Source organism: Novipirellula rosea (genome assembly GCF_039541335.1).
Classification (GTDB): Bacteria; Planctomycetota; Planctomycetia; order Pirellulales; family Pirellulaceae; genus Novipirellula; species Novipirellula rosea.
The window spans coordinates 17,220-36,100 of record NZ_BAABGA010000109.1; the positions used below are offsets into that span (position 1 = coordinate 17,220).

Here is an 18,881-nt window from a genome sequence, read left to right on the forward strand (position 1 = left end):
CCCCCCGTCGCGAAAACGTCTTTCGCGAGTAAGGCTGGCGTGACTTCGCCGGCTCAAAACCGCTGGATCGGAGAGTGAGTGAATGGTTGTCGTGCGTCACTTTTTCATTGCCACGTTGATTTTGGTTGCAGGGACGGTTCTCGCCGCCGACCCGGCCGTTGTGGGCTCGAAAACTGCGGGCTCGAAAACTGCGGGCTGGAAAACGGTGGGCTGGAAAACCCAGCAACTTTCAGGCGAGTTCTATAGCGAGGGAGCCACCTCGGGTGACTTCAATCACGACGGAGTGCCCGATATCGCCTCGGGGCCGTTCTGGTATGCAGGCCCGGACTTCAAAACTTCGCAGCGATTCTACGCCCAAGACGTCTTCGACCCTCACGGCTATTCGAATCACTTCTTTGCCTACACCGACGACTTTAACGGCGATGGCTGGGATGACGTGTTGGTGTTTGGGTTCCCGGGCCAGGATGCGTCGTGGTTTGAGAACCCCAAGGGGGCTGATCGCTTTTGGCCTCGGCACCAAGTGCTCGACCGAATGGATAATGAGTCGCCGACGTTTGTGGATATCACCGGCGACGGCAAACGCGAGATCGTTTGCAGCCAAGATGGCTATTTCGGGTTTGCCGAAATCAATTCGGAAACTGCCGAAGCTCCGTGGCATTTCCGCCGCATCTCAACCCAAGTCGCCGGCGGACGATTTACTCACGGGCTTGGCGTTGGCGATATCGATGGCGACGGCCGCTTGGACCTGATCGAAAAAAATGGTTGGTGGAAACAGCCCGACTCGCTCGACGGTAATCCGCTGTGGCAGCAACATCCGTTTGCCTTTTCGCCTGGCAATGGCGGAGCACAGATGTTTGCATCGGATGTCGATGGTGACGGGGACAACGACGTCATCACCTCGATCAACGCTCATGGATTTGGTCTGGTGTGGTACGAGCAAGTCAAAACTGATGGAGCGATCACGTTCAAGTCGCACCAGATCATGGGGGCGACCGCAGCCGAAAATCCGTTCGGCGTCTGCTTTTCGCAACTTCATGCAATCGAGCTCGTTGATATCAACGGCGACGGATTGGATGACATTCTGACTGGCAAGCGGCATTGGGCACATGGACCGCGAGGAGATTCAAATCCGGGCGATCCGGCGGTCGTGTATTGGTTCGAATTGTCTCGCGTCGCCGAAGCCGGAGCTCAAGACGCGGGTTTAACCGTGGGCGAGAACGCGGGCGAAGCAGCAAAGGTACAGTGGATTCCGCATTTGATCGATGATGATTCGGGCGTCGGAACCGAGGTGAACTTCGCCGATCTCGATGCGGACGGAAATCTCGATGTCTTCGTCGGTAACAAGAAAGGGACGTTTGTGCATTGGCAACAACGTCGTTCTGCAGCCAACGTTGATACGTCCAGGTTGTCGCCGCGACCCCGCGGTCTCGACGCTCGTCCTGCTACCGACGGGTTGCCTGAAAACGAGGGTCTTTCGCCACAGCAGGCTGCCGACGCGATCACCGTTCCCGAGGGCTTTCGCGTTCAATTGGCCGCGGGTGAGCCGATGGTGCATCAACCGATCGCCATGACGTTTGATGATCGCGGTCGGTTGTGGATCGCCGAAGCTCACACCTATCCCACCCGAGCTCCGCAAGGCGAGGGGAAAGATAAAATCATCATCCTCGAAGATGAGAATCATGACGGAGTGTTTGATTCGCGAACGGTATTTACCGAAGGGCTGAATCTGGTCAGCGGTTTAGAAGTCGGCTTCGGTGGCGTTTGGGTCGGCGCGGCTCCCTATTTAATGTTCATCCCCGACCGCGATGGCGATGACGTTCCCGACGGTGAACCCGAGATCCTATTGGATGGTTTTGGGTATCACGACACGCACGAGACGCTGAACGCATTCATCTGGGGCCCCGATGGTTGGTTGTACGGATGCCACGGCGTGTTCACGCATTCGAAGGTCGGGGCGCCAGGAACCGCCGATGCCGATCGCACACCGCTAAACGCCGGCGTATGGCGATACCATCCGATTCGTCACCAATTCGAAGTCTTTGCACACGGAACCAGCAATCCATGGGGCGTCGATTTTAACGAGTACGGACAGTCGTTTGTCACGGCATGTGTGATCCCGCATATGTATCACATCATCCAAGGGGGGCGATACCAACGGCAAGCGGGCCGCCATTTTGACCCCTACGTTTACGACGATCTTAAAACGATCGCCGACCATGCTCATTACGTCGGCAGCATTGGCGATCACGCATGGTGGGGTGGCCGTAACGAAGCGAGTGCACTTAATGACACCAGCGCCGCCGGGGGCGGGCATGCTCATTGTGGCGCGATGATTTATCAGGGTGACAATTGGCCAATCCAATATCGTGGATCAATGTTGATGGCCAATATTCATGGCAACCGCATCAATAATGATCTGCTTCGCCGCTCGGGAAGTGGCTATGTCGCCTCGCACGGCCCCGATTTTCTGTTTGCCAATGATCGATGGTTTCGAGCGATCAATATGAAGTACGGACCCGACGGCAGTGTTTATCTAATCGATTGGTACGACAAGAATGCTTGCCACCGTACCGATCGCGAAGTTTGGGATCGTACCAACGGGCGGGTTTTTCGAATCCGCTTTGGCAGCACCGAATCCAACGCGGTCCATTTGTCGATCGAAGACAATGATGCCTTGGTTGCCTACCACACGCACGAAAACGAGTGGTATTCGCGAATGGCCAGACGTATCTTGCAATCGCGATGTTTAGATGCTGGATCGCAAACAACGCTGGACTCACAACAGAAAGAGCAGCTCACCGCGTCGCTCGAGCAGCTGGCGTTTGGTTCGTACGAGGTGCCGGTGCGACTGCGTGCCATTTGGACGCTGCACGCATGTGGGCTGTTAACGACGCAGCACATCGAGCGACTGCTTGACGATCAGAGCCACAAATCCGAGTACCTGCGGGCTTGGGCGATCCAGTTGGAAATGGAAGATTCAAGCACCTCGCTGCTACCGAAATTGGCCGACATGGCGGCGACCGATTCTTCGGCACATGTCCGCTTGGCGTTGGCGAGTTCGCTGCAGCGATTGCCGATCGATGATCGTTGGTCGATTTTGTCGGGGTTGGTACGGCACGCGGATGACGCCGCCGATGCGAATTTGCCGTTGATGGTTTGGTACGCGGCGCAGCCGTTGGTCGTCGAGGACACGCCCCGTGCACTCGCGTTGGCGAAACAGTCGCGTTTGCCGGGCGTGCGGCAATTTATCTATCGCCGTGCCGCGGCCGATCCCGACGCGATCAATCATCTCTTGGCCGAGCTCGGTACGCTCGAGGACATCGAAACGCAGAAAGTGGTGCTGACGGAAATCTCGGCGGCGATCGCCAATCAAGCTCGTTTGAAAATGCCCAAGCAGTGGCCGGCGGTCTACGAAAAACTTGCCGCCAGCGAGGATCCACAAATTGCCACGCAGGTCCAATCGATCACGGTCAAATTTGGTGACGCCTCGATTTTTCCTCAGCTGCGTGGGATCGTCGCCAACGCTCAGCTCGATGCAAACTCACGCTCCAGCGCCCTGGCGGCACTGGTCAGCGGAAAGGACAAGGAACTGCTGCCCGTGCTCGTTTCGTTGTTAGTTGACTCGCGACTGCGGCGTCAAGCGATTCGTGCCTTGGCCAATTACAGCGAGATCGAGGGGGCTGCAGCGATCATCACTCATTACGATCGTTTTTCCAAAGACGAAAAGTCCGATGCGATCGCCACCCTAGCTTCGCGAGCCACGTTTGCCGCCGAACTGCTTACCGCGGTTTCGAATGGCAAGATCCCACGAAGTGACTTGTCGGCGTTTACGATCCGGCAAATTCAATCGCTCGGTGATGATTCGCTGACTCAGCGAGTGAACGACGTGTGGGGAACGGCACGAACATCGCCTGCCGAAAAACTCGAGCGAATTGCACAATTAAAGCAGCAGCTCACCGCCGAGGTGCTCAGCAAAGCCGATCTTGCTCACGGTCGTGTCCTGTTTGACGAGACCTGTGGTAAGTGCCATCGATTGTTTGGCAGCGGCAGCGACATTGGCCCCGATATCACCGGTTCCAATCGAGCCGATATCGATTACTCGTTGCAAAATATCCTTGATCCCAATGCCCTGATTGGACGCGATTATCAAGCGACCCAAGTGCTGACCGATGACGGCCGCGTGATCACGGGACTACTGAAGGATGAAACGCAGACGGCGCTCGTCATCCAAACCGCGAACGAAAAAGTGATTGTCGACAAAGAAGAGGTCGAAGAGCGTACGCTCGCGAAAACGTCGATGATGCCCGAAGGCCAATTGGACCCAATGTCAGCAGACCAGGTACGAGATTTGATCGCCTATCTGGCCAGTCCCGTTCAGGTTCCGCTGCCAGGATCGGTGCCGGGGATCGACCCCAAAACGAACCGCGTGGCGGGAGCCGTCGAAGCCGAAACCGTGACGTCTCTGAGTGTGTCACGTGGCAGAGTGCAGCCACAAGATATGCGTGGATTCAAGGCGGGTAAATGGAGCGATGGGACGCATCTGTGGTGGACCGGTGGCAAGCCCGGAGACAAGTTAACGTTGTCGATTGACGTCGAGAAAGCGGGGACGTACGAAGTTTTTGTGGCGATGACCAAGGCTCACGATTACGGCATCGTTCAGTTTTCCATCAATGATGCGCAAGCGTCCTCGCCGATCGATCTGTTCCACAAAGCCGACGTCGTGGCGACAGGACCGGTATCGCTGGGAACACACCCGCTGAATAAAGGGGGCAACCAAATCCAGGTCGAACTGACCGGAGCGAACCCCGCCGCCACCCAAGCGTTCATGTTCGGACTCGATTACATCTACTTGAAGTAAAGCTACGGTATAATGAGGGATCGCTTGTCGATCCTGTCGTAGCGGAGTTCGTCAAGAATTTCGTCCCCAACAAGACTTGCTCGAAAGTCTTGAAGACTTCCGCTGCCGGTTTTCGGATAGGTTTTAATTTCCGTTTCGTTCCTAATCATGAAGATGTCTCTTTAACGTGATTCAATTCTTTGGCCTCGCTGATCGATGGGCGATCCTCTCTGTTTTGTCGGGTGGGGTCGCTCTAATGCTCGTTTCGATCGGTTGTGAGCGACCCGCAAGTCCTCCTCCGCAATCGGAAACGCCAGCGGCCGAGGCCGAAATTCCCGCGACGATCCCCCAATCGCAAGCGGACGTCGCATCCGGCGTCGATTCGAACGTCAGCATTAACGAAATCAAGCAATGGATCGATGCGGGCCAGTTTGACAAAGCGGAACAAGGACTCCGTCGCCGTCTGGCCCTCGACCCCACCGATCCGCCGATGTTGTTTCTTGCGGCGCGGTGCAGTCACGGACGCGGAGCATTGGATGACGCGCTGGAGTATCTGTCGCTGATTCCCGCAGATCATCCGCAGGCTGGATTGGCGGCCCAGGGACAGGCAGCGGATTGGTTGATGCAAGCGGGAAGGTTGCCCGAAGCGGAAGCTCGTTTTGAAGAGATGATCGAGCGCTACGGCGACTTGCCCCCGCTGCATCGCCGTTTGGCCTCGCTTTTGAATTCGCAAGGTCGACGTTTGGAAGCTGCCGAGCATGTCCGCCAGCTGATTCGTTTGGGCGACGTCACCGAGAAAGAATTGCTGAGTTTGACGACACTCAGTGTGCCGTTTCATGATGAACAGAGTGACTTTGCCTCAGGTTCACCGCTGCATCAATTGGCTCGAGCCAAGCGGTTGTTGGTGCAGGACGAAGTGCCCGAGTCGCGTCAGTTAGCAGAGCAGCTGTATGCCGAATTTCCTGAGTCGACCGCAATCGCGGCCTTTGTGGGCCGAGTCTATAACGTGATGCAGGCCGACGAATTGCTTGAGCGTTGGGTGGCGACGCTACCTGGGGGCATCGAAGCGGAACAAGAGTATTGGGCCACAATGGGCCAGTGGATGCTGCGTCGTGGCCAGCCCAAGGTGGCGGTTCGCTGTTTAAGCGAAGCGGTCGTGCGTGATCCGACCGACCGGGTAGCTTATTTGCGATTAGCCGAAGCGTTGGCGGCGGCTGGCGAGTCGGCGGCGGCAGAACGCGTTGCCGCTCGGCAGCAGGTTTTGCAGCAGTGTTGGCAATGGGCCATCAATATTGGTTTTGGCCGAGAAACGCGACGCGATGATATGCAGCGGTTGGCAGCGAAATTGAACGAAGTGAATCGTCCTTGGGAGGCGGTGGCATGGGAGTTTATCGCAGCACATGATCGCAACGAACTTGATCAAAAACTGCCCGAACTTCGTGACAGACGCGAGGAATTGGCCGCGAGTGACCCTGCGGCCGACGACCCCCTTTTCTTGACCTGTGGTGTCGATCCGTCGCAGTATCCGCTGCCCGATCTGCCGTCACTCGCCTCGACCGCCTCCGGCTCGAATCGCTTTCAGCTCGATCCCGCCTCGTCGGCAAGCTCGTCGGCAAGTTCGCCACTTGGCACGCCGTCCGGTCCAGCCGCTCCTATCCAATTAGTGGATGTCGCAGCGAAGCGAGGTATCGATTTTCAGTATCTCAATAATCAATCGGCCAATGACGCCCATATTGTGATGTACCAAACCGCTGGTGGCGGTGTCGCGGCGTTTGACTTTGATTTGGATGGGTGGACCGATCTCTACTTTTGCCAAGCCGGAGGATTGCCGAATGTGTCCGACGGTTCGCAGCCCAACCGGCTGTACCGAAACCATGCCGGCGATCAGTTTGTCGAACTGGGCAGTCTCGCTGGCGTGGATGATCGATCGTATGGTCAGGGCGTGGCCGCAGCCGACTTGAATCAAGATGGGTTTCTCGATCTTGTCGTTGCCAACATCGGCGCTAACTTGATTTATCTCAACAACGGCGACGGCACGTTTACCGAATCACCGATCGCAGGATCCGATGGCTGGACCACCAGCATCGCGGTGGGCGATCTGGATGGGGACGCCTTGCCTGAAATCGTCGAGATCAATTACATCGATGATCCGGCGGCGCTGACTGCTGAATGTTGGGGGCAGGGTTTCGATTGCACTCCGCGAATCTTTCGGCAAGCAAACGATCGCATTTTGCGGAGTGATGCGGAAGAAAATTGGCGTCCTTGGGAAATGGATAATCGTTTTGCTGAAACGCCAAATTACGGCTTCGCTGGTGTGATCGCAAATTTCGATCAATCCGCAGGCAACGATCTGTTTGTCGTCAACGATACCAAGGAGAACCATTTTTGGGTCAGCCGCGATGGGGGTGGCACATCAAGGTTTGGGATGGTCAATCAAGCGGCCTTGCGCGGCTGTGCCTCCGGCGCAAGCGGCGAAGAACAGGGGTGCATGGGGATCGCCGCGGGGGATTTTGATCGAAACGGGTTGCTGGACTTGCATGTGACGAACTATTGGCAGCAACCTGCCAATCTGTACTTGCAGCGCAAGGGCGGGTTCTTTACCGACTATGCCGCTCAGTACGGGATTGCCGATCCGAGTCGCGCGACGGTGGCCTTTGGGACGCAAGCGTCGGACTTTGATCGCGATGGTTGGTTGGATCTTGCGATTTTGAACGGTCACGTTTTTGATCCGGTGGAAAACAATACTCCCGAGGTTCCCTTTCGCATGCCGCCGCAGCTGTTTCGTGGTGCTCGTGGCGGTTTTACTTTGGACGTGCCCGCCATCGAGTCGGACTCGTTTTGGTCCACGCCCACCTTGGGGCGGACGCTCGCCAAACTTGACTACAACCGCGATGGACGCCCCGATTTGGTAGCGAACCATCTCGATGCTCCCGCTGCCTTGTTGGAAAACAAGACCGCCGGCGGGCATTGGTTGCGGCTGGATCTGGTCGGCGTCGCTAGCGAGCGGGATGCCATCGGAGCTCATGTGACGGTGCGGCAGGCCGACGACGTGTGGCACGACTGGGTGATCGGAGGTGATGGCTACCTGTGTACCAATGAATCGACCGTCGATTTTGGGGTCGGGGACCATTCGCAAATCGCCGAGCTCACGATTGAGTGGCCGTCGGGAACTCGGCAGATCTTTGCTGATGTCGAGACGAACCACAGCTATCTGGTGGTCGAAAATGATGACCGTCTGGTTCCCCGCTAGGCCGGTCGTCCAACGCCACCTACTTTTGCACTAACCGGGTCGTTTTTGTAGCGGTGCGGCGAGGGGCTCGCCCGGTCAAAATCGAACGTTTTGTTCGCTGCCACCGGACGGCTCGCGCCGAGCACGCTATCAAGGTAGATGGCATTAGGCAGACATCGGCGGGGACCCTCTCGTCGGCGTCCTACTTCGCTATGGTAGACATTGCCGGGTCGTCGCGTGGGGATCGTGCTTGCTTTATTCTTTCCCGAATTCTCGGCGATGACGGTTGTCGCGGCGCCGGTTGATGCTGCGGAACGACCGTGTTTTATCGATCAATTCTCGAAGGCGGGGGCGAGTCGCCCTTATTTTTGACTATGAATTTTTTACGTGCTATGCCAAGCGAATCTGTCTTCGGAGCGAGATTCCGGTCCGGTCTGCCGCAGAGGCTTGTGCTGCTTTATCTAGCGGCAGTGTTGTCGGTGGGCTGCGGACGCGAGACGACGGATTCGCCGAGGGCGACAGAGACGACAGCGGAGCAGCCCGTCGTGGCAGCGGACGAAGCGGCCCGTCTCGCGATGCAGCGAGGGGATTGGGAGACGGCTCAGACGAGGATTCAAGAAGCGTTGCTGGTCCGCCCCAATGATCCAGTCGTCCTCGAGCTTGCGGGTGATATCGCGGCGGCGTCACGGCGATTCAGTGAAGCCGTCGAGTTGTATCAATCCGCAGTCGAAAACACGCCAAAGCCATCGCTGGCGTTGCTGGACAAGGTCGGTAAGGGATGGATGAACCTGGGGCGTCCCTTTGAAGCGGTGCGGACGCTCGAGTCCGCAGTGCAGCTGTACCCGAACCAGCCCGCCGTTCGCACCGACTTGGCAGGGCTGCTGGCGGCACTGGGGATGCAACATCAGGCCGGGCCGCATCTGCAGTGGCTTGCCATGCGCGGTCACGCCGGCGTGAGCGAGTTGATTATGTTGTCGGATCTGGCCCGTCCGCAAAATAATGTGGCGATGAGCGAGTATTCGCTCAAGCATTATCCGTCGGATCTGCGCCCGCAATTCTCGCTGTCGGTCGCCGATGCATACAAAGACGACTGGTCAAAGGTGCGTGAGCGACTGCGGCCGGTTGTCGCGAAATATCCCGAGTTCACGATTGCACACGCTTATTATGGACGCGCGATTGCCGAGTTGGGCGACGACGACGCAGTGCAAAAATGGGCCGCGTCACTGCCCGAGGGAATCGAAGACGAGTCTCAGTATTGGATGGCTGCCGGAGTCTGGGCCGAGCGTCAAGGAGACGTCAAGCACGCTGCGCGTGGCTATTGGGAAGCAGCAATACGCGAGGATGACAATGCCGAGGCGCTCAGTCGGCTCGGGATTGTGCTGGCGGAATTACAGATGGATGCCGCTTCGCGTGCGATCTCCGAACGTGCCGGACAGCTTGCACAGATGCGAGATGCCGTTGATTTGCTGCATTCGCGCCAAGACAATTCTCAGCAGGTTGCCGTTCGCATTGCAAAGGCGATGCAAGAACTTGGCCGACCCTGGGAAGCCGCCGGATGGCTTCGCGCCGGCGCGATGATGGACCAAGCGATCGACCCTTCGCTACGTCAGGTGTATGCTTCGGTTCGCGCGACGCTGACTGCGGAAACACCTTGGCAATTACCCGACAGCAAGATCGCGAATGAGTTCGATTTATCTCATTTCCCTGCAGTCAGTTGGACGAGTGGCACACGGAACAACATTGTCAAAGCGTCTCCCTCGGGCAGCGGGGGCCAGGGGATCCGTTTTGAAGACCAAGCTGCATCGCGGAATCTAAATCATGTCTGTGCGGTTCAAACGCCCGATCGTGGCGAAGCAGGATTGTGGATCTATCAATCCGGAGCCGGCGGGGCGGCGGCAATCGATTTCGATTTGGACGGCTGGGTGGATGTTTATCTCACCGCGATGGATGGCATGCCCCAGAAGGACAACTCGTCGCCCAATCGATGCTTTCGAAACTTGGCAGGGCAATTTTTAGACGTGACGCCGCAGACCGCACTGGGGGATGCAGGGTTCGCTCAGGGGCTCGCCGTGGGCGATGTGAACAGTGACGGCTTTGATGACATCTACGTTGCGAATTATGGACGCAATCGTCTGTATCAAAACAACGGCGACGGCACGTTTACCGATGTCACGGACGCATCGGGATTAAGGGGAGCTGACTGGACCACGTCGGTTGCGATCGCTGACATCAACCAGGATGGCTACGCCGATTTGTTTGATGTCGGCTACTGCAGTGGTCGTGATCCGTTCGAAGTGCCTTGCAAAGAAGAGGGCAAAATCATGGCGTGTCTGCCCAAATCCTTTCCAGCCCAGCCCGATCGTGTGTGGCAAGGACAGCCCGATGGGCGATTTGTCGAGGTGACCGACACGTGGCTTGAAAAACATGATTCGGCTCATGGTCTTGGGATCGTCGTAGGGCAATTCGACGAGATTCCCGGTGTGGATGTCTATGTCGCCAACGATATGGCGGCAAACCACTTTTGGTCGGCAACCTCGGATCGCGATGGTTCGTTTGGTCTTAGTGAGCAGGCGGTCGTTCGGGGGTTGGCGGTCGATCGCCGCTCGCTATCTCAGGCCTCGATGGGAATTGCCGTGGGGGACCCTGACCGGGATGGCGATTTTGATTTTTACTTGACCCACTTCGCCGCTGAATACAACACCTACTACGAACAGATCCGTCCTGGAATGTGGGCCGATTTGACCTCGCGTGTGGGGCTCGCCGAGCCCACGATGCCGCTGCTCGCGTTTGGTACTCAGTGGTTTGATGCGGATAACGACGGTGCTCTTGAGTTGATGGTGGCCAACGGGCACCTGAATGACTTTCGTTACAAAGGGGACGCCTACCGTATGCCCATGCAATTGTTTCATCGCCAATCCGATGGGAAGTGGGCACTTTTGGATCCCGCTCAACTCGGCGAATATTTCCGCACAAAACGGTTGGCCCGTAGCTTGATCAATTTGGATGTCGATCGTGATGGACGCCAAGATGCCTTGGTCACACATCTGTTTGATCCCGTATCGCTGCTAGTGAACCAATCGGTGGGGGCGTCGTCCTCCGCACAACCAGATTCGTCGACGTCACCGCGATCGATTGCGTTCTATCTGAAAGGTACCGAGGGGCATCGCGATGCGATCGGAGCCATCGTGTCCGTCGAAATCGCAGGAAAGCAATGTGTTGGCCAATTGGTCGCTGGCAATGGATATCAATGTTCTAGTGAGCGATGTGTCCGATTTGGGTTGGCCGAGGCTGCTGGGGCAGAGCAAGTTCGCGTCCAGTGGCCCAGCGGAAATCGGGAAACGTTTGGATCCCTTAGCGGCGGCGGCGAGTACTTGCTTCGCGAAGGAAGCGGTGAGGCATTCCCGTTGTCGCAGCGCTAGCGGCACGGTCAAGACGCGGTGAAATAGTGCAGCTGGTCGGTGAAAAAACTCATCTGAAAGGCTGTTTCTCTCTTCTTCGGGCCTGCTTCGCCAGCGGAGATCCATCGCATTGTTTGATGGTCGCGTGCTGGTGACCGTGTTTTCGTGCGTGTTTGCCGCCATTTCGTATTCTTGAGACGGATTTCTTCTGCTTCCAGAAGATTTGAAACACCCCGTTTTCTAGCGGGAAAAAATTTCATGCAAAAAGTTTGGTTGCCCCCGTTTTTCTGGTGGGACGAGCCGATGAATCGAGTAGACTCCAATTTGTGCGGTTGCATTTTCCGTTAGCTGGTTGCTGCGGACCTTTTCTGATCGCTGGTTTTCGGCGAACGTGCATCCCCTGTGGTTCAATCAATTCACAGCTGCGCGACTCTCTAAACTTTTATTCGGAATTCTATTGTGAAAAATATCTCAATTGAGATGCGTGAAAAATCAATTGCCTTGCTGGCCTTGATTTTGGTTGCCCCTTTGTTCGTCGGTTGCGGAGGGACCTCTCCCAATACGGTGACCGCGCCACCGGAAAATGTTCAGACGCCCGAGGAGATGGAGGCGTTGAAAAAGTCGTATATGGAATCGCAGCAGGAGATGCAGCAGAGAGACAAGCAGTATCGATAGTCGCTGCGGATCTGTCGGTCGCATGCGGGCCCGCTCGATTTGATCTTTGTTCATTCGCCACCCGCCGTTCGCTAGCCGTCTGCCGTTCGCTAGCTGTTGTTCGCTAGCTGGGATGCGTCTGGCGTTGCGACGAGCGTGGTGTTCAAGTTTTGTTCTTTTCTCTTTCGGAGTATTTAAAATGTTTCGTTTCAAGCGAAGCCATCGCGGCTTCACGTTAGTCGAGCTGTTAGTCGTGATCGCGATTATCGGCGTATTAGTGGGATTGCTTTTGCCAGCAGTACAGGCAGCTCGCGAGGCGGCTCGTCGCATGCAGTGCAGTAACAATGTCAAGCAAATTGGCTTGGGGCTGCATAATTACCACGCCGCTTACAACAAGCTGCCGATGCAATCGGGAGGCACCCATGGTGGTCCCGTCAACAATGCCAAGATCCTCAGCTGGTTGATTCCAGTGCTGCCGTTTATCGAGCAGCAAGCTCTGTATGAGCAGATCGCCAATCCGCTGGGGACCTATCCCGCGATGGGCCCTGTGCCTTGGGATAAAGGTTACGATCCCTGGCGAACCACCGTCGGATCGTATCGTTGCCCCAGTGATCCAACCGTGGGAGTTCCTGGCGAGACAGGACTCAATAATTACTCCGCTTGTATCGGAGATTGTTTTCAGACCACTCACACCGGCGGTGTGAACGCGGATGGGACCGTGGGGGATCAAGGTGCCAAGCAGCGTTTGCGAGGTGTTTTTGAAACCCGTTACTTTACCGGGTTCCGAGACATTTTGGACGGAACCAGTAACACGATTATGGCGGGTGAAATCGTCACCGACGCTGGCCGGTTGGAAATCATTGGCCAACCCAAGATGGATCAGCGTGATCCGTTCTTTGACAATCCTCAGCAGTGCTACGTCGATAACGTCGATCCGCAGCGTCCTCAGTTCTACAAGGATGCCAGCAACACAGGTGCCGGCGATCAACGACGTGGAAAGCGTTGGGCCGATGGTCGTCCGATGTTTACCAGCGTGAATACCGTGCGTCCGCCCAACAAGGAGAGTTGTTTATGGGGCGGCGACGGATCGGACGGCAGTTACACGATGGCAAGTCGTCACCAAGGTGGATGTCATGTGTTGTTTGCCGATGGTGCGGTCAAGTTCATCACCGAAAGCATCGAATCGGGCGACCAAACTAAGGGCAACATCCCTCGCGCCGGTTCGGTCCCAGGACAAGAGAGCCCCTATGGTTTGTGGGGAGCCCTCGGAACCAAGGACGGAAAAGAAACCAAGCAGCTTGATCAATAATCGGCAATCGATCTGGCCTTCGCCTGGGCGATGAGTCAGCGATTGATCGTTGTGAGTTCTTCTGAAAAACCAGGGTCGCATACCACTGTGCACCCTGGTTTTTTTACGTGGTCATGAATTTGAACGGGGCATTTATGACGGCGGTTCAGGGCTTGGTTGTCAATGGCATCGTGTACCCCTGATTAAATATTTGCTTCTTCGATTGTGATCACTTGATCCAAAGGGATATTGTCGAGTTGCTGGACGTGGCCGCTGGGCCAGCGGACTTCGATTTGACATGGGGTGTCAAATTCGCCGAAGCCAAAGACAAGCGTTGGCTGGTGGGTGGAAAGATAGCTGCCACCGCCAACCAGTTCTTGTACGTACCGGACGTCTCCGGCAGTGACTGTCACGCGACATCCGATTCCTTGGCGGGGGGATGTGTGGCCGACGAAGTCAAGTTTTAGCCAGTGTCCTCGCTGTGAATCGTTTCGCAGAAGCGCCGCAGAGGCGTTCTGGTGCACGGCGGCGATATCCAAGTCTCCGTCGCTGTCGTAGTCGAGCGTGGCGACCCCTCGTCCCACATACTTGCCAGCAAAAAACTCGCCAGCGTTCTCGCTCGTTTCAATCCAACGCGATCCGTTGTACTGAAAAAACTGAGGTCGCATCTTTAGAATCGGGTTGTCGACGTAGTTTTCGACATGCCCGTTGGTCACAAACAAGTCTTGCCATCCATCACTATCAAAATCTTGCATTACCGTCCCGAATGCAAGCGATTGTAGCGTCGGTGTGTGTAGTCCCACGCGTCCGGTGATGTCCTGGAATCCTGCGCCGCCCAGGTTGCGGTAGAGCGTATTGGATTCTTCGTAGTAGTGGGTTGAGTAGATATCGAGGAAGCCATTGCGATCAAAATCGGCGACCGCCAATCCCATGCTGGCTTGCAGTAGTCCTTCGTAGTTCGACGCGCATCCAAGCAGTAAACCGCGTTCATCAAAATGTCCATCGCCTCGGTTGTCGAACAGGAAATTGGCGGTGGTGTCGTTGGCGACGTAGATGTCGGGGTCGCCATCGACATTGAAATCGGCGACCGCAACGCCCAGAGATTTGCCGCCTGCTGCAGCGAGCCCGCGAACGTCCGTTTGCTCTGCAAAACTGCCGTCGCCTTGGTTGATGTAGCAGGCGTTTGACCACGGTGGAATTTCGCGTGGGTGGCAGATGCGATTTTCGCCCTTGGAATTGCGGCAATTCAGCGGGTGTTTCGGATCGTAGGTTACGTAATTGCAAACGTACAAATCGAGCAATCCGTCGCGGTCAAGGTCCGCAAAGGCTGCCGAGGTGCTCCAGCGATTGCCATCGTCGGTCTCGCTCATTGGTGTGATGTCGCGAAACGTGCCATCGCCTTGGTTGGCAAGCAGCGTGTTTTTTCCGACGCATGTGAGGTAGACGTCTTCGAATCCATCCGCATTGAAATCGCCGATCGAAACGCCTTGTCCGTAGCCGTATCGGCCAAGGCGAGCGGCTTGGGCGACGTCGCGAAAGCTGTCGTTGGAACCGCCTGAATGGAATGTATTGCGAAACAGCGAAACCGCTGGTTGGCGTGGGCTGGTTGCCGCCGTCGGGTCCCCGCCTTGGCTGAATATCAGGTCGGGGTGCCCGTCGCGGTCAAAGTCCAGTGCCCCCACACCGCCGCCGACCGCTTCGACCATCAAGGATTCTCCCACTTCGCCATTTTGGTAAATGAAGTTCAGGCCTAAAGGCTTTGCGACATCGGTGAAATGGATGCGATTTGACAGAGAAGCAGTCGTTGACTCGAGAGAATGTTTTGTTTTGAGATCGGCTTCGGCCGGTTTCAATTCTTCGCCGAAAAGCTTGCTGTTGACAGTAGGGCGATCCGCCGCCGCGGTGTTCGAGTGGTGTGGTTTTTCAAGGGAGATGTCGGTGTGTTCGTTCTTGCACCCGAGTGTGGCGATTGTCGCAGTAAGCAATAGCAGAAGAGATGGGCGGATCAATCGAGGGGCCTCGATAAAAAGGTGAAAAGGGTTACTCGGCATTGGAGGTGATGGCTGTCGCCGAATCTCGAATTTGGTCCATTCGGATTACCAATCGCTTCGCCACCACTTCGTCGCCCATCGTCGTTGCATAACGGTGCAATTGCTCGAGCACATCGATCGGTATGGTTTCGATCGTAGAGAGTCCGAGAATCGATTTTCGCAGCTGGGTTCCGATAGATGCCGAATTTAACGCGATTTCTGCTTCACTCGTGCGGTGTTGCAGTCGCAGCGTCTCGGCAAGTTGTGTTTGGCTTTTCCAGTCATAAGGATCCTTGGCGATCGCCTGTCGAAACGCCTCTTCTGCGGCTGCGAATTCATCTCGCATCCAGTGTAACCAGCCCTTGTAGCGAAAGAAGCGTGCGTCATTTGCGGCGGTTGCCGGGACTTGCGAAAGCAGCTGGGTGACACGTTCGACGTCTCCGCGATCCGAGTAGGTGTTAAGTAATATCGCAAGCAGTTCGAGGTTCTCGGGGTATTTCTCGAGTGCAGTGAGGAGTGTGGATTCTTGTTGTGCTAGTTCTGCTCGCCGCTGGCTCGTGTCGACGAGGGCGTCCGAAGATTCGCCGAGCCCGGCGGCGCGAGCAGCGTTGATTAGCATCGCGACTTCGAATCGTTCGTTGTTGGTGCCGCTTTGCAGCCACCGCGCATTGGTGTCTTTTCCATTGCTGAACACGATCGAATCAAAGCTGATCAAGTAGATGTAAGTCGCGGGCGAATCGCTTCCGTTTTTGACCGCTTCGCGTGCTTGCGCGAAGGCTTTGGCTCGCTGGGCGGTGATCCCGTAGTGGCGAAGCAGTTCGCGCTGCGCTTCGATGGATTGCGGATTGATGCGAATCGCTTGCTCGAGCGCCGCTTCCCCGAGCGCGGGTCGGTTCAGTGGGCCCAGGTATAGCAGCGCTTGCTGCGTCTTGGCGTGTGCTGCGGCGGGGTCAGTAGCCGTAATGCGAGAGTAAAGTTCGGCGGCTTGCTCGAATGAGCCGCGGTGCTGGGCCGCTTCCGCCGCGAACAGGTTAGCGGCGGGCGAGTCGGGGTCTCGGTCGAGCCAAAGATGGGTCACCGTGGCGACTCGATCCCAGTCTTGGACCGCGCGAGCCGATTGTGCCATCGTATGAAACTGGAATAGCTGGTACTGGCGAACGAGCATGGCGGCAACGATGACCACGACGAAGATTGCGAGAAGTGCAGCGATCTTCAGCCGGTTGTGTTTTGACGTGGGTTTTAATCCGATTGCAACGGTTTCTTTGCGGTTGGCTTGGGGCGCAGCAGGCTGTCGTTGGGCAAGGGCCGCAATCCTCGGTTTGCGTTCGTTGCGGGCCATGAATTCGGTTTCCTAAAACGGCGAGCGAGAAGAAGGGCAACCGCTATTACGAAAGAGGGGGAAACGGGTTCGTGTGGTAAAATATCTCATCTGTTTTGCGCAGACACTCATTGCTGTGGGAGTTTTGTGCGCAAACAATTTCAATGAAGTTTGTCGTGATCTCTCTCATTATGCCCTTATGTCCCTTTTCTGGTGTAGGAATCGATGAAAAAAAGAGCGTTTTTGTTGCCCGTAGGTGTGATGTTATTTTCAATGTGTGTGGTCGGGTGTAACCAGGAGACACCGAATATGACGACCGCTCCTCCACCGCCGCCGACCCCCGAAGAACTCAAGGCTCAGGCTGAGCACTATGCCGCTCCCTCTGCGCAGGATCGTCGATAAGGCGTGTGCATGTTCGCATCGCATGCGGACGTTTTTGTCGCCATGGTCAATCGATCCGCTGGTTTCAGTGTGAGTGATTGCGATTCGCCTTGGCGCTTGATATCTGGCGTTCGAGATCTGACTTTCGGGTTCAGTTCGAGGACTGGATCGGCGGCATCAGTAAATGGTTTCTCTCTTTGGCTTTTGATTGTCACTGCTTAGTGAGTTTCTTTCGTCTCCTGCATGCTGCGACGCGAAAGGGAGTTTGGCGAATCTAAGTCAGCCCTGCGTTGTGCCTCTCTGCCCCTCATCCTGCTTGGGCGAAGGATTTTGGGTGGTAAAATGTATCAGAGGTTATGCGTGAAAACTCATTTGTTTTTGATCGCGAATTCGGTATCCTTTAAGCGTTTTCCTGTTTGGAACCCGTGTTGTTCGTGTTCTGTGGCGTATTTCACGCGTTGGTGTGTGTCGAAGCTGGCGTGATGCGGTGTTTTGGGGGTGACAAGATGTGTTATTCTGGTGGCTCCTTGTCCAGTCGCAGGTTTTCAGGTGGATTTGTGGAGTGCTTCTGCCTTTCACTTTTTTATTGAGGGTTCTTATGAGAATGTGCGTCAAACGCCAAGGATTTACCTTGGTTGAATTGCTGGTCGTGATCGCCATTATCGGCGTTTTGGTTGGGCTCTTATTGCCTGCGGTGCAGGCGGCTCGCGAGGCGGCTCGCCGCATGCAGTGCAGTAACAACGTCAAGCAGATCGGTCTAGGGCTGCACAATTACCATGCTGCGTACAACCAATTGCCCAAGCAGGCTGGAGGGACAACGCCGCCGGGGACACGCTCGAATGTCAATTTTCTTAGCTTCTTGGTGGGGATCTTGCCCTTTGTCGAGCAGCAATCGATGTGGGAACAGATCAGCAACCCGTCAACGGTAAACGGGAATTGGCCCGCGATGGGGCCGGAGACATGGAATACAGGTTATGACCCATGGCGAACCACCATCGGGACCTATCGTTGCCCGAGTGATCCCTATGTTTCGGCGCCAGGTCAGTTTGGCAGCAACAACTACGCCTGCTGTATCGGCGACGGTATCCCGTGGACCGATCGTGGCGGTGTGGATGATGCCAATACCTCGGTCAACGCGGCTGCTGACATGCATTTGCGAGGGATGTTCAAGACGCGCCGCGTGACCGGTTTCCGCGACACGCTCGACGGATTGTCCAACACGATCATGGGTGGCGAGATTGTGTGTGATGCAGGTCGCCGCGAGATCATCGCTCAGCCGGTCTATATCGACAACGGTGATAACCATTTCAATCCGACGCACCCGAAGTGTACGACCAATGCGATTGATCCGGCTCGTCCTCAGTTCTATGTCGCGTCGGCAGAGCTTCAGTACAGCAAGGCTGATGAATGGAGAAAGGGGCATCGCTGGATGTGCGGGTTGCCGATGTATACCGCGATCAACACCATTCGGCCTCCGAACAAAGAAAGTTGTATGTCTTGGAATAGCGATGGCCGCGAAGGAACCTATACGGTGTCCAGCCGGCACCAAGGCGGAGCCCATGTGTTGATGGGAGACGGCGCGGTGAAGTTCATCACCGATTCGATTGAAGCCGGGAATCAGACGGTAGGGATCACCGTTCCCGGAATGGCGAGTCCCTATGGTTTGTGGGGAGCGCTAGGCACGGCGATGGGCAAGGAAACACAAACGCTCGAGTAGCCGTGCTGGTTTTTCGTTCAAGCAAGAAG

The 18,881-nt window shown here is 56.1% G+C and carries 8 protein-coding genes; 6 read left to right on the forward strand and 2 right to left on the reverse strand.

Features of this window, described 5'->3' with window-relative positions; genetic code table 11:
• Nucleotides 1-82 precede the first annotated feature (82 nt).
• From ABD971_RS31555 to ABD971_RS31575, 5 genes are all read left to right on the forward strand, one after another.
• The gene (locus ABD971_RS31555; RefSeq protein ID WP_345327711.1) at nt 83-4,858 is read left to right on the forward strand and encodes a PVC-type heme-binding CxxCH protein; all 4,776 of its coding nucleotides are present in this window, start codon (nt 83-85) and stop codon (nt 4,856-4,858) included.
• A gap of 166 nt (nt 4,859-5,024) precedes the next feature.
• Entirely contained in the window at nt 5,025-8,087 is a 3,063-nt protein-coding gene (locus tag ABD971_RS31560) for a CRTAC1 family protein (RefSeq protein WP_345327712.1), read from the forward strand.
• 371 nt (nt 8,088-8,458) lie between these two features.
• The gene (locus ABD971_RS31565; protein WP_345327713.1) at nt 8,459-11,485 is read left to right on the forward strand and encodes an FG-GAP-like repeat-containing protein; all 3,027 of its coding nucleotides are present in this window, start codon (nt 8,459-8,461) and stop codon (nt 11,483-11,485) included.
• A gap of 438 nt (nt 11,486-11,923) precedes the next feature.
• The gene (locus ABD971_RS31570) at nt 11,924-12,139 is read left to right on the forward strand and encodes a hypothetical protein (RefSeq protein WP_339936758.1); all 216 of its coding nucleotides are present in this window, start codon (nt 11,924-11,926) and stop codon (nt 12,137-12,139) included.
• 178 nt (nt 12,140-12,317) lie between these two features.
• Nucleotides 12,318-13,427: a DUF1559 family PulG-like putative transporter gene (locus ABD971_RS31575; protein WP_345327714.1), complete on the forward strand. Its 1,110-nt coding sequence runs from the start codon at nt 12,318-12,320 to the stop codon at nt 13,425-13,427.
• A gap of 182 nt (nt 13,428-13,609) precedes the next feature.
• Here ABD971_RS31575 and ABD971_RS31580 read toward each other — a convergent pair whose 3' ends face one another.
• Both ABD971_RS31580 and ABD971_RS31585 read right to left on the reverse strand, forming a co-directional pair.
• Nucleotides 13,610-15,415 (reverse strand): CRTAC1 family protein, encoded by a 1,806-nt coding sequence (locus tag ABD971_RS31580; RefSeq protein ID WP_345327715.1) that lies wholly within the window; start codon nt 15,413-15,415, stop codon nt 13,610-13,612.
• Nucleotides 15,416-15,446: 31 nt separating this feature from the next.
• Nucleotides 15,447-16,775 carry a tetratricopeptide repeat protein gene (locus ABD971_RS31585; protein WP_345327716.1) on the reverse strand — a complete coding sequence of 443 codons (1,329 nt, stop codon included), beginning with the start codon at nt 16,773-16,775 and terminating at the stop codon, nt 15,447-15,449.
• A 958-nt stretch (nt 16,776-17,733) separates the two neighbouring features.
• Between ABD971_RS31585 and ABD971_RS31590 the strand changes: the two genes are divergently transcribed.
• Complete coding sequence (locus ABD971_RS31590) at nt 17,734-18,852, forward strand: DUF1559 family PulG-like putative transporter (RefSeq protein ID WP_425571402.1); 1,119 nt, start codon at nt 17,734-17,736, stop codon at nt 18,850-18,852.
• Nucleotides 18,853-18,881 lie beyond the last annotated feature (29 nt).